We start from the raw sequence: 12,394 nt of genomic DNA, 5'->3' as shown, positions 1-12,394 counted from the left end.
TATTAGGAGAATTTGATCCAAAGATAAAAGGAAGTGTAAAAATGGTTACAAAACAGATATCCGCCGGGCATGGAGACAGAAAGCAGGCCAGCCTGACGGAGGGACCAATTGCCCTGGGGCTGCTCTCCTTTGCGCTGCCCATTTTTTTAGGCCAGCTGCTCCAGCAGTGCTACAATATGGCAGATGCCTGGGTAGTGGGGAATTTTGCGGATAATGATGCATTTGCGGCGGTGAGTCTGGCGACTCATGTGACCTTTCTCATTATCGGCTTTTTTAATGGGATCGCCATCGGCGGAGGCGTTGTGATCTCCCGGTATTTTGGGGCAAAGGACAGAGAGCAGGTGAGGAGGGCCATCCACACGAATGTGCTCTTTGGGATCGGGGCTTCTGTTCTTTCCACGGCAGTGGGACTCTGGCTGGTGCCCCATATCCTTCTGTGGATGAAGACGCCGGAAAGTGTGATGCCCCATGCGCTGGTGTATTTCCGTATTTATTTCGGCGGTGTGTCCACTGTGATCATGTACAATATCTGCATGGCAGTGATGCGGGCTTTGGGGGACAGCCTCCATCCCCTGTATTATCTGATCTTTTCCTCTGCCGTAAATGTGGCTCTGGACCTTCTGTTCGTGGCAGGCTTTGGCTGGGGCGTCGGAGGGGCGGCAGTGGCTACTGTGATCGCCCAGGGCCTGAGCGCTGTCATGTGCCTGTTCCGTATGTGCCGCGTAAAGGATGATACAAGGCTTGAGCTGAAAAGGCTGCGTTTTCATAAGTCCATGATGGGCCAGGTGATTCGTCAGGGACTCCCGACCGGCGTTCAGAATGCGGTGATCAGCATCGGCAATCTGGCAGTGCAGGCAAACATCAATTCCTTTGGGGCTTACGCCATTTCCGGACAGGGGGCCTATGCAAAGGTGGAGGGACTTGTGTTTCTTCCTATTATGAGTATGTCCCTGGCCCTGCCGACCTTTATCAGCCAGAACCTGGGAGCAAAGGAGTATGGGCGGGCAAAAAAGGGCGCTGCCTTCGGGATCCTTTCAGGAATGGCAATGGCAGAGCTGATAGGCGTTTTGTTCTATTTTGAAGTGCAGCATGCCCTGAGGCTGTTTGTGGATACGCCTGAAGCCATTGAGTTCGGATGCATCCATGCAAGGACAGTTTCCCTCTTCTTTTTCCTGCTGGCCTTTTCTCACTGTGCGGCGGGTGTTATGAGGGGCTGTGGGAAGGCCTTTGTTCCCATGGTGGCAATGCTGTTGTTCTGGTGCGGCTTCCGCATACTGTATGTGACCCTGGCCCTTCCGGTATTTCCGGTCTTTCGGACGATCTCCTGGGCCTATCCCATTACATGGTCCTTAAGCTCCCTGGTATTTTTGGTATGGCTGTTTAAGACAGACTGGGTCCATGGGTTTGATGGGAAGAAAAGCAGCTGAAAGAGGGAGACAGCTGCGGAAAACCTCTGCTGGCAGGGCGGCGTTCAGAGTCCGGGACCGGAGATGAATACAGAAGTTTCCGAGTTTTTGGTTGTAAACAGAGGATAAGTTGATGTATACTATACGATAAATGTAAAAATGATTGAAAAAATAGCGGGTTTATATGGAGAACAACATGAAGCCAATTGGAATCATAACAGACAGCCACAGCAGCATTACCCAGAAGCAGGCGGCAGAGCTGGGGATCACCGTTCTGCCCATGCCCTTTTATCTGGGGGGAGAATGCTACTATGAGGATGTGACCTTGTCCAGAGAGGAGTTTTTTGAAAAGCTGGATTCCGGCATTGATATCACAACCTCCCAGCCATCTCCTGAAACAGTGTTGGAGCTGTGGGATGAGGCGTTAAAGGAATATGAAAAGGTGCTTTACATACCTATCAGCAGCGGACTCAGCGGTTCCTGCAGCACAGCCACAGCCATGGCACAGGAGGAGCCCTATGAAGGGCGTATCCTTGTGGTGGACAATGGACGTGTTTCCACACCGCTCCACCGCTCTGTGCTGGATGCCCTGGAGCTGATCAGGGAGGGGTATTCTGCAGAGGAGATCAAGGATATCCTGGAGGAAGCCAGGGATAAGATGGTGATCTACGTGGGAGTGCAGACTTTGGAGCATTTAAAGCGCGGGGGAAGGATCACTCCTGCCACAGCAGCCCTGGGTGCGGTGCTGAACATCAAGCCTGTGCTCAAATTTGACGTGGGAAATCTGGATACCTTTAAGAAGTGCAGAGGTTTTGTGAAGGCCAGAAAGCTGATGATCGAGGCCATGGACCATGACCTGAAGACCAAATTCAAGGACTGGTACGACAGGGGAGAGGTCTATCTTCTGGCGGCCTCCAGCGCCTCCCAGGAGGAAACGGAGAGCTGGATCAGGGAGATCAGGGAGGCATTTCCTGGAATGGAGGTCATGTGCGATGACCTGTCCCTAGGGGTGTCCTGCCACATTGGTCAGGGCGGCTTAGGGATCGGCTGCTCCTGCAGGCCCAGACGTCCGAAGCAGCCATTTTCTTTAAAAGCATAAGGGAAGGAGATATCTGTACATGGAGTTCAGGATTGAGAAGGCCCTGGAAGCGGATTACAGGGAGATGGCAGGGCTGATACAGAAGGTCTGGGACAGCCTTGCCAATAAGGAGTGGTTTGCGGCAGACAATGCAGAGTATACCTATGGTATCCTGGCAGAGGGAAAGGGCCTGGGATATAAGGCAGTGGAGGCGGAGACAGGCGCTTTGGCAGGAGTATTTATGGTCACATTTCCGGGAAAGGACGAGGAGAACTTAGGCTATGACATCGGCCTTCCTGAAAAGGAGCTGGACCTGGTAGCCCACATGGATTCCGCCGCCATCTTACCGGAATACCGAGGCAATCACCTTCAGTACCAGATGATGCAGGAGGCGGAGGCAGACTTAAGGGAAAGGGGCTTCCGGTACCTTATGTGCACGGTCCATCCGGAAAACAGCTACAGCAGGGACAATGTGCTGCGTCAGGGCTATGAGGTGATGGCGACAAAGGAAAAGTATGGCGGATATCTGAGGGATATTCTGATGAAGCAGGTACGGTAAGACGGGAAGTGCAAGAAAAAGGACAACATAGAGGCGGAGAATCTTATGAATATAAATGGCATCGTGATCGGAGCAGCCTGCTTCATGATAATCGGCCTGTTCCATCCTATTGTGATCAAGGCGGAGTATTATCTGTCATCCAGGTGCTGGCCCCTGTTTTTGGCTGCGGGAGTCCTGTTTCTGGCAGTCAGTGCCTTGGTGGAGCAGGGAACCATATCGGCTGTCCTGGGGGTACTGGGCTGCAGCTGCCTGTGGAGCATCCTGGAGCTGAAGGAGCAGGAAAAGCGGGTAGAGCGGGGCTGGTTTCCGAAAAATCCGAAGAGGAAAAGAAATTGTGCACAAAAACCATGAGGACCATTCTGTTGCAAAGTGCTGAAATTGCTTTCTTCCACCTTAAAATCTTTAGAAAAAGTCTTAAAAAAATGATAAAATAAGGATAACAGTTCAGGACTGCAAGAGACCCTTTGGGAGCTGCAGTCCTGAACTATTTTAGACAAGTGCACAGAGGCTTTGCTAAGAAAGGGTGTTAAGCAGTATGTTAAATGAAGCTGTAGTCCACAGAACCTATGGGAATGGAAATGTTATCCGCACAAGGGAGGGCCATATCACGGTCATGTTCCAGGGGATGGAGGAGGAAAAGACCTTCCAGTACCCGGAGGCATTTGAAACCTATCTCCAGTTTACAAGCAGCCGCCTTCAGGCTCAGGCAGAGGATGATCTGGAGCAGCTGAAGCTCAGGAAAAACCAGGAGCAGGAGCAGAAACAGAAGCTGTATGAGCTTCGGGAGGCTGAACGGAAAAAGGAGCAGAGAGAACTTCTGCGCCGCCGCAGGAAGGCTGCAAAGGAGCGCCAGGAAAGGGAGAAGAGACAGGGAGGAATGACAGCATGAAGATCATTAACCAGAAGGTAGAGCACAGGCGCTTTGGGGCAGGGACTATATTTGCCTTAAAAGGCGGGAAGGTATACGTTGCATTTGGAAAGCTTTACGGAGATATGGCATTTCCCTATCCTCAGGTATTTGTCTCAGATATGAAAATGATGGACAGGGATCTGCAGGAAGAGATACTGGATGAGTGCCGGTAAAAATGGCGCAGAGAAGAAACGGCAGGGTCGCATATAGAGGGATCCTGCCATTTTTGCGCGCTATGGGTATAAACTTATGGGAAGCATTTTGTGTCCGGCGTCAGGCGGACACAAAATGCGGAAACGCAGAGTTATTATTGTAAAACAGGAATCCATGCTATATAATAAATAAAATACATGGGGCTCATTGCTTCGCAGAAATAAAAGGAGAGAACATACAAATGACGAAAAAAGAGCTGGCCCTTGCTCTTATAGAGGGGCTGAAAAAGGAATATCCTGATGCAGGCTGTACGCTGGATTACAACGAAGCCTGGAAGCTTCTTGTCAGCGTGCGTCTGGCTGCCCAGTGCACGGACGCCAGGGTAAACGTGGTGGTCCAGGACCTGTATGCAAAATATCCCAGCGTGGAGGCATTGGCAGAGGCCAAGGTGGAGGACATCGAGGCCATTGTAAAGCCCTGCGGCCTGGGGCACAGCAAGGCCAGGGATATCAGCGGCTGCATGAAGCTGTTAAAGGAAAAATATAATGGAAAAGTGCCGGATGATTTTAATGCCCTGCTCTCCCTTCCGGGAGTCGGCAGAAAGAGCGCCAACCTGATCATGGGGGATGTGTTTGGAAAGCCGGCAATCGTGACAGATACCCACTGCATCCGCCTAGTAAACCGCATGGGCCTTGTGGATGGGATAAAGGAGCCGAAGAAGGTGGAGATGGAGCTCTGGAAGCTGATCCCGCCGGAGGAGGGAAGCGATTTCTGCCACAGGCTGGTGTACCACGGAAGGGATGTCTGTACAGCCAGAACAAAGCCTCACTGTGATAAATGCTGCGTAAGCCATCTCTGCCGGAAGAATGGCGTCTGATCTTAGATCAAGGAGAAGGAGAACGGCAGGAAGTTGCTATATGGAGACAAAAATGGAATTTTATGGAAAAGAAGACGCCGTCAATGTCAGCAAGTCAAACGGCACTGATGTGAGCTATTTTATCTTTGAGGAATATGAGATCCATTTAAACAGGATCGCTCCCCATACGGTCCAGGAATGGCATTACCACCAGAAGATCGAGGAGACCCTTCTTGTGACAAAGGGGGAGCTGACGGCTTACTGGCAGGAGGATGGAGAGACAAGGACGAGAAAGACAGGGCCCGGCGGGCTCATACGCGTAGGAAGGTCCATACATACATTTTCCAATGAAACAGATGAGCCGGCAGAATTTACCGTATTCCGCTTTGTGCCTGAGGGCGTAGATAAGCGGGAAGTGATAAAAACAGATAAAATAGTTGTTCCGGCTCCATAGGGAACAGAGAAAGGAAGGAAAACAAATGAAAGTGGTTATAATAGAACCATTAGGTGTGGAAAAGGAGGCGCTCCTTGCCATTGCAGAGGAGAAGCTGGGGAAAGAGGCAGAGCTTGTATACTATGATACACGCACCACGGACACAGAAGAGCTGATAAGAAGGGGAGAGGAGGCCGATATCATCGTTGTTTCCAACCTTCCCCTGAATGCCCAGGTGATCCGGGGCTGCAGGAAATTAAAGCTTCTGTCCGTTGCATTTACAGGCGTGGACCATATTGCCATGGACGCATGCAGGGAGCAGGGAATCATGGTGTGCAACTGTGCCGGCTACTCCACCTGCGGAGTGGCGGATCTTGTCTTCGGCATGCTGATCAGCCTCTATCGGAACATCATTGCCTGCGATCATGTCTGCCGTGAGGGCGGCACAAAGGATGGCTTAGTGGGCTTTGAGCTGGAGGGAAAGACCTTCGGCGTGGTGGGGACCGGGGCCATCGGCCTTCGGGTGGCAGCCATTGCCCAGGCCTTTGGCTGCAGGGTTCTTGCCTACAGCAGGACGAAAAAGGAGGTTCCCGGCGTTACCTATGTGGATCTTGAGACCCTTCTTGCCCAGAGTGACATTGTATCCCTTCACACACCGCTAAATGAGGGGACAAGAGGACTTATGAATAAAGAGCGCATTGGCCTTATGAAGAAAAATGCCGTCCTGATCAACACAGCCAGAGGACCGGTTGTGGATTCCCAGGCTCTGGCAGAGGCATTGGAGAGGGGAGACATTGCGGGAGCCTGCATTGACGTGTTTGAAAATGAGCCTCCCATCGATCGGTCTCATCCCTTATTCCAGGCGCCTCATACGATCGTGACCCCTCATGTGGCCTTTGCCACAAAGGAGGCACTGGTGAAGCGTGCAGTGATCGTGTTTGACAATGTGGCGCACTACCTTGCAGGCACACCTCAGAATGTGATGAAATAGCAGCACAGCATATGCGCAGGGAGGAATCAGTGGAAAGGATCAGAAAGCACATTATTTTTCATGGCCGTGTCCAGGGAGTGGGTTTCCGCTATACAGCCTGCTACCTGGCCCGCCCTCTGGGTCTCACCGGATGGGTGAAAAATTTGTGGGATGGTACCGTGGAGATGGAGGTCCAGGGGGAAGAGGTACTGATTGACAGAATGCTAAACAGCCTGGAGGAGGGCCGTTTTATACGGATCGACCGGATGGAGGCCCAGCGGCTCCCCCTCGTGAACGGGGAAAGAGGCTTTCGGGAAATGTATTAGAGCGCAGGTAAAAGAGGTTCAGCTATGGTGGGATTCATTGTGACAGCAAAACAGATCTATGACAAATTTACAGAAGATGAAATGACCGTATATGCGGCTCAGGTCTCTTTTTTCATTATCCTGTCCGTGGTTCCCTTTATCATGCTCCTTCTGACAGCGATCCAGATGATACCAAGCATTACCAATGCACAGTTTCTGGAACTGGTGGTGGGACTTGTGCCGGTGGATTACAAATCCCTGGCCTTCCGCATGGTCAATGACCTGTCTTTAAAATCACCGGCCACCATGCTGTCTGTGACTGCTGTCACTGCGCTCTGGTCCGCAGGCCGGGGCATGTTCAGCGTTGCCAGAGGCTTAAACCGGGTGCACGGTCATGGGGAGAAGCGCTGGTATGTGATAAACAGGCTCATATGCTCCGGCTACACGATTGTATTTATGCTGGTCTGCATCATGTCTCTGGGCATCCTTGTGTTCGGAAATATGCTGCAGGCGTTTCTCGTAAAACGGCTTCCTGTTCTCGCCGTTTTTGTGACGCACATCATCGGCTTTCGGGCACTGTGGTCTGCCATGGTGCTCCTTGTGTTCTTTTTGGGAATTTATACCTTTGTGCCGGATAAAAAGCTGAAGCTGAGGGAGCAGCTCCCGGGCGCTGTCTGCGCCACTGCGGGCTGGATGGGCTTTTCCCTGGCCTTCTCCCTGTACTTCAGCCGGATCGGAGGGAAAAATTATTCCTACATGTACGGAAGCCTGGCAGCGATCGTCCTGCTGCTTCTGTGGCTTTATGCCTGCATGTGTATCCTGTTTTTTGGAGCAGAGATCAACTATATATGGAATGAATACAGGAGATCATAGAGCGTTCCAAAAGCTGAAAAACTCCCGGACAATGGAGGAGGAGGAGCTGTGCCTGCGGCAGATCAGGGTGATACGGCTTTCAAGGCCGGGATCAAGGATGGGCTTTACAGAAATGCCCTGGCTGCTGCAGCCTGCTATGGAGGCCGGCACAATGGCGATGCCTGCTCCGGCCTTGGCCCAGGCCAGGCTGGTCCTGGCATCATCATTGATGCATAGATAATCCGGGGGATTGTGGGAAAAGCTATGCTTAAGGACATTTTCCCATCTCCGGTATATGATAAGGGGACAGGAGGAGAGGGATTCTAGGGAAACGCCGTCCACGGAGGATGACGGAAAGAATTCCTCCCTGCCGACAGCCATCATAGGCTCGGAGCCCAGGGAAAGGCATTCGTAGGATCCCTCAGGAAAAGGCGTCCTCACAATGGCAGCCTCAATGATCCCCGTATCCAGCTTGTCGAGAAGCTGATAGGTATTCCCCTCATATATGAGAAAGTTCACCTCCGGATGGAGCTTGCGGAAGGCTGCCGTGTGCCCGATGACGGCCTCTGTCTCCACAGAGGAGATCATCCCTAAGCGCAGGGAGCCCTTTAAGCCCTTGCCCAGCTGCTCCATCTCCTGCTTTAAGCCTCCTGTCATCTCAAGGATGTCCGAGGCACGCTCAAAGAACAGCTTTCCGCCCTCGGTCAGGAGGATGGACCGGGAGCCGCGCTCAAAGAGGGTGATGCCCAGCTCCTCCTCCAGAAGCTTCATCTGCATGCTTAAGGGAGGCTGGGAGATATGGAGGGCCTTTGCTGCGGCGGAAATGCTGCCGCTGTTTACGATCGTTGTAAAATATTCCATCTGTTTTAAATTCATCTTCGCCTATCTCCTATAGGATAAAAATATGGAAACCATATAAAAGGAATATTTTTCATATGGTTTATTCTATGCTATAATAGCAGACAGTGCAAAAAAACACAAGTAAACAAAAAAACTTGAGTTTCCGCATGCTGCACCAAGACTGCCGGGAGGACGTCTGGCGCTCCGGTTTCGGACATAAGAAGCACTAAGGCCCCTGATTTTTCCTAAGAACCAGAGCAGCATCAAAGCAACTCGCTGCGCTCAAACAATCATTGATGCTGCTCTGAACGGAAAAACCAGCTGCCTAAGTGCTTCTAATGTCCTGCAAAGTCGCACCAGCCGTCCTCCCGGCAGTCTCGGCGCAGCATGCAAAAACTCAAGAACAGAGAAATATGGAGGAAACCATGAGACGACTTCTAGGCTACATGAAGGCTTACAAAAAAGAAAGCATACTGGGGCCGCTGTTTAAAATGCTGGAGGCCAGCTTTGAGCTGTTTGTACCTCTGGTGGTGGCGAGTATGGTGGATGTGGGGATTGGGAAGGGGGATACCTCCTATGTGATGAAGATGGGGGGACTTCTGGTGCTTCTGGGCCTCATCGGACTCACCTGTTCCCTGACAGCCCAGTATTTTGCGGCAAAGGCAGCTACCGGAACAGCCACATCCTTAAGAAACGATCTGTTTGCCCACATAGGAGGGCTTTCCTACACAGAGATCGATACGGTGGGCACTTCCACCCTGATCACAAGGATGACAAGCGACATCAACCAGGTGCAGAGCGGCATCAACATGACGCTGCGCCTCTTGCTGCGATCCCCCTTTGTGGTGTTCGGAGCCATGGTCATGGCCTTTACCGTGGATGTGAAGTCCGCCATGGTGTTCCTTATCACCATCCCGGCTCTCTGTGTGGTGGTGTTCGGCATTATGCTGGTGAGCATGCCTTTATATAAGGGAGTGCAGCGCCAGCTGGACAAGGTCCTTCTGTCCACCAGGGAAAACCTGACCGGCGTCCGCGTCATCCGTGCCTTCAACCGCCAGGAAAGCGAGCGGAAGGCCTTTGAGGAGGAGAACGGGAGCCTTGTGAAAATGCAGGTATTTGTGGGAAAGATATCTGCCCTTTTAAACCCGGTGACATATGTGATCATCAATCTGGCGATCGTAGCCGTTATCTGGGTGGGAGCGAATCAGGTGGAAGGAGGCATGATCACCCAGGGAAAGGTGATTGCCCTGGTGAACTATATGTCCCAGATACTGGTAGAGCTGATCAAGATGGCAAACCTGATCATTCTGATATCAAAGGCCATTGCCTGCATGAACCGTGTGGATGGGATCTTCCGGATCGAGACCTCCATTAAGGAGCCGGAAAGGGCATCGCGTCCGGCCCCAAGCCAGACTTCTGATCCCTGTCCCAAGGTGGAGTTTAAGGATCTGGATTTTGCCTATGCGGGAGCGAAGTCCGATGCCTTAAGCGGCATCTCCTTTTCTGCCTTCAGGGGCCAGACCATCGGTGTCATCGGCGGTACCGGCTCCGGCAAGTCCACTTTAGTCAACCTCATTCCCAGATTTTACGATGCAAAGGAGGGCCAGGTGCTGGTGGACGGCAAGGACGTCCGGGAGTACGGCATTTCTGAGCTTCGGGAAAAAATCGGCATAGTGCCCCAGAGAGCCGTTCTCTTTAAGGGGAGCCTGCGGGACAATATGAAGTGGGGCAAGGCAGATGCCACAGACGAGGAGATCTACAAAGCCCTTGACACTGCCCAGGCCAGGGAAGTGGTAGAAGGAAAGGGGCAGGGCCTGGATATGCACATCGACCAGGGGGGAAAGAACCTTTCCGGCGGCCAGCGCCAGCGTCTCACCATAGCAAGGGCTCTGGTGCGCAGGCCCCAGATCCTGATCATGGACGACAGCGCATCGGCCCTGGACTTTGCCACAGACGCAAGGCTGCGGAGGGCCATTCGGGAAAATACACAGGATATGACCGTATTCATTGTATCCCAGCGCGCAACCACCATTAAACAGGCAGATACCATATTGGTGCTGGATGACGGCCGTCTGGCCGGCATGGGCAGTCATAAGGAGCTGTTAAAGGAATGCAGCGTATACAGGGAAATCTGCCTGTCACAGCTTTCAAAGGAGGAGGTGGAAAGAGATGAGCAGTAAATCAAAAAAGCAGGCTCTGGACAAGGATAAGAGCAGAGCGACCTTAAAGCGTATCCTGCGCTATATTGCCCAGTATAAATGGGGTGTTATGCTGTCTCTTTTCCTGGCAGTGGTGACCGTTGCCCTGACGCTCTATGTTCCGATCCTCACAGGCCAGGCAGTGGACAGGATCGTCAGTCCCGGACACGTGGATTTTGGAGGCCTTACATCCATTTTAGCAAAAATCCTCACAGCCATGGCACTGACCTCCGTGAGCCAGTGGCTCATGAACCATATCAACAATATCATCACCTACCGGGTGGTGAAGGACATCCGCACAAAGGCATTTAACCATCTGGAGGTACTGCCCTTAAGCTATATTGATTCCCATGCCTCCGGAGATATCATCAGCAGGATCATAGCGGATATCGACCAGTTTTCAGAGGGCCTTTTGATGGGCTTTACCCAGCTGTTCACCGGAGTTATGACCATTGCAGGCACACTGCTGTTCATGCTTTCCATCAATCCCTTTATCACGGCAGTGGTGGTAGTCCTGACACCCATATCCCTGTTCGTGGCCAGCTTTATCGCGAAAAAGACCTTTATCATGTTCAAGCACCAGTCTGAGACAAGAGGAGAGCTGACCTCCCTCACAGAGGAGATGCTGGGCAATATGAAGGTGGTCCAGGCCTTCGGCTATCAGAAGGAGGCAGGGGAGCGTTTTCAGGAGATCAATGACCGCCTGGCGGGCTACAGCCTGCGGGCCACCTTTTTCTCCTCCATCACAAATCCTGCCACCCGCTTTGTCAACAGCATGGTCTATGCGGCTGTGGGCATTACAGGGGCTTACGGGGCTATCCGCGGGATGCTGACCGTGGGACAGCTCACCAGCTTCCTAAGCTATGCCAACCAGTATACAAAGCCCTTCAATGAGATATCCGGCGTGGTGACAGAGCTGCAGAATGCCCTGGCCTCCGCTGCACGCGTGTTTGAGCTGATCGATGAGAAGACCATACCGGAGGATGTTCCGGGAGCCGCCGTGCTCCGGGATGCGCCCGGAAATGTGGAGCTGGAGCATGTACATTTTTCTTATACTCCGGAAAGAAAGCTGATAGAGGATCTGAACCTCCGGGTAAAGCCGGGTCAGAGAGTGGCCATTGTGGGGCCTACAGGCTGCGGAAAGACCACCATCATCAACCTGCTCATGCGTTTCTATGATGTAAATGCAGGCGCGATCCGGGTGGAAGGAAAGGACATCCGTGAGGTCACCAGGGAAAGCCTCCGGGCAAGCTACGGCATGGTACTCCAGGAAACCTGGCTGAAATCAGGGACCATACGGGAAAATATCGCCTACGGCAGGCCGGATGCCTCGGAGGAGGAAATCATCCGGGCAGCAAAGGAGGCCCATGCTCACAGCTTTATCATGAGAATGAAGGACGGCTATGACACCGTGATCAGCGAGGACGGAGGAAACCTGTCCCAGGGCCAGAAGCAGCTTCTCTGCATTGCCAGGGTAATGCTCTGCCTGCCGCCGATGCTGATCCTGGATGAGGCCACCTCCTCCATCGATACCAGAACGGAGATCCGGGTGCAGAAGGCCTTTGCCCGCATGATGGAGGGCCGCACCAGCTTCATCGTCGCCCACCGCCTGTCCACCATCAAGGAGGCCGATGTGATATTAGTGATGCGGGATGGACATATTGTGGAGAAGGGGCGCCATGAGGAGCTGCTTGAAAAGGGCGGTTTCTACGCAGAGCTTTATAACAGCCAGTTTGCGAGGGCATAAACGTAACCGTTCAGGCAGCTGCCAGGAGGGCGGCTCTCGCTCCAGCCGCCTGAACGGTTACGCGTAAAGAAAGCAAATTGAAGCCTG

Annotated in this window: 14 protein-coding genes; 13 read left to right on the top strand and 1 reads right to left on the bottom strand. The window is 52.5% G+C overall.

The window, feature by feature from the left end:
* Positions 1–41: 41 nt before the first annotated feature.
* The 11 genes from LIZ87_RS06045 (at position 42) to LIZ87_RS05995 (ending at position 7,543) form a co-directional block, all read left to right on the top strand.
* The gene (locus tag LIZ87_RS06045) at positions 42–1,427 is read left to right on the top strand and encodes an MATE family efflux transporter (protein ID WP_178315490.1); all 1,386 of its coding nucleotides are present in this window, start codon (positions 42–44) and stop codon (positions 1,425–1,427) included.
* A gap of 175 nt (positions 1,428–1,602) precedes the next feature.
* Entirely contained in the window at positions 1,603–2,505 is a 903-nt protein-coding gene (locus LIZ87_RS06040; RefSeq protein WP_227145807.1) for a DegV family protein, read from the top strand.
* A gap of 19 nt (positions 2,506–2,524) precedes the next feature.
* Positions 2,525–3,043 (top strand): GNAT family N-acetyltransferase, encoded by a 519-nt coding sequence (locus LIZ87_RS06035; RefSeq protein WP_227145805.1) that lies wholly within the window; start codon positions 2,525–2,527, stop codon positions 3,041–3,043.
* A gap of 45 nt (positions 3,044–3,088) precedes the next feature.
* Positions 3,089–3,394, top strand: coding sequence for a DUF4491 family protein (locus LIZ87_RS06030; protein WP_227145803.1), 306 nt, complete (start codon positions 3,089–3,091; stop codon positions 3,392–3,394).
* A gap of 184 nt (positions 3,395–3,578) precedes the next feature.
* The gene (locus tag LIZ87_RS06025; RefSeq protein WP_227145802.1) at positions 3,579–3,932 is read left to right on the top strand and encodes a hypothetical protein; all 354 of its coding nucleotides are present in this window, start codon (positions 3,579–3,581) and stop codon (positions 3,930–3,932) included.
* Entirely contained in the window at positions 3,929–4,126 is a 198-nt protein-coding gene (locus tag LIZ87_RS06020) for a hypothetical protein (RefSeq protein WP_227145801.1), read from the top strand. The genes LIZ87_RS06025 and LIZ87_RS06020 overlap by 4 nt, the downstream gene beginning before the upstream one ends.
* Positions 4,127–4,347: 221 nt before the next feature.
* Complete coding sequence (locus tag LIZ87_RS06015; RefSeq protein WP_227145800.1) at positions 4,348–4,983, top strand: endonuclease III domain-containing protein; 636 nt, start codon at positions 4,348–4,350, stop codon at positions 4,981–4,983.
* Between the two features lie 40 nt (positions 4,984–5,023).
* Positions 5,024–5,416, top strand: a complete 393-nt coding sequence (locus LIZ87_RS06010) for a cupin domain-containing protein (RefSeq protein WP_227145799.1) — start codon at positions 5,024–5,026, stop codon at positions 5,414–5,416.
* A gap of 25 nt (positions 5,417–5,441) precedes the next feature.
* On the top strand, positions 5,442–6,386 hold the full coding sequence (locus LIZ87_RS06005) for a 2-hydroxyacid dehydrogenase (protein WP_178315649.1): 945 nt from the start codon (positions 5,442–5,444) through the stop codon (positions 6,384–6,386).
* 29 nt (positions 6,387–6,415) lie between these two features.
* Positions 6,416–6,691 (top strand): acylphosphatase, encoded by a 276-nt coding sequence (locus LIZ87_RS06000; protein WP_227145798.1) that lies wholly within the window; start codon positions 6,416–6,418, stop codon positions 6,689–6,691.
* Positions 6,692–6,715: 24 nt separating this feature from the next.
* Positions 6,716–7,543, top strand: a complete 828-nt coding sequence (locus LIZ87_RS05995; protein WP_178315645.1) for a YihY/virulence factor BrkB family protein — start codon at positions 6,716–6,718, stop codon at positions 7,541–7,543.
* Here the strand turns inward: LIZ87_RS05995 and LIZ87_RS05990 are convergent.
* The gene (locus LIZ87_RS05990) at positions 7,538–8,398 is read right to left on the bottom strand and encodes a LysR family transcriptional regulator (RefSeq protein ID WP_178315643.1); all 861 of its coding nucleotides are present in this window, start codon (positions 8,396–8,398) and stop codon (positions 7,538–7,540) included. The genes LIZ87_RS05995 and LIZ87_RS05990 overlap by 6 nt on opposite strands.
* A gap of 389 nt (positions 8,399–8,787) precedes the next feature.
* On the opposite strand from LIZ87_RS05990, the gene LIZ87_RS05985 reads away from it, so the two are divergent.
* A complete protein-coding gene (locus LIZ87_RS05985) occupies positions 8,788–10,542 on the top strand; it encodes an ABC transporter ATP-binding protein (protein ID WP_227145797.1) in 1,755 nt (584 codons plus the stop codon).
* Positions 10,532–12,307, top strand: coding sequence for an ABC transporter ATP-binding protein (locus LIZ87_RS05980; RefSeq protein WP_178313533.1), 1,776 nt, complete (start codon positions 10,532–10,534; stop codon positions 12,305–12,307). Before LIZ87_RS05985 ends, LIZ87_RS05980 begins: the two co-directional genes overlap by 11 nt.
* Positions 12,308–12,394: the final 87 nt, after the last annotated feature.

It is taken from the genome of Lacrimispora sp. 210928-DFI.3.58, from assembly GCF_020554865.1.
Taxonomy (GTDB): Bacteria; Bacillota; Clostridia; order Lachnospirales; family Lachnospiraceae; genus Enterocloster.
The sequence above is the reverse complement of the archived record's forward strand: the minus strand, read 5'-3'. Positions and strand labels throughout refer to the sequence as shown.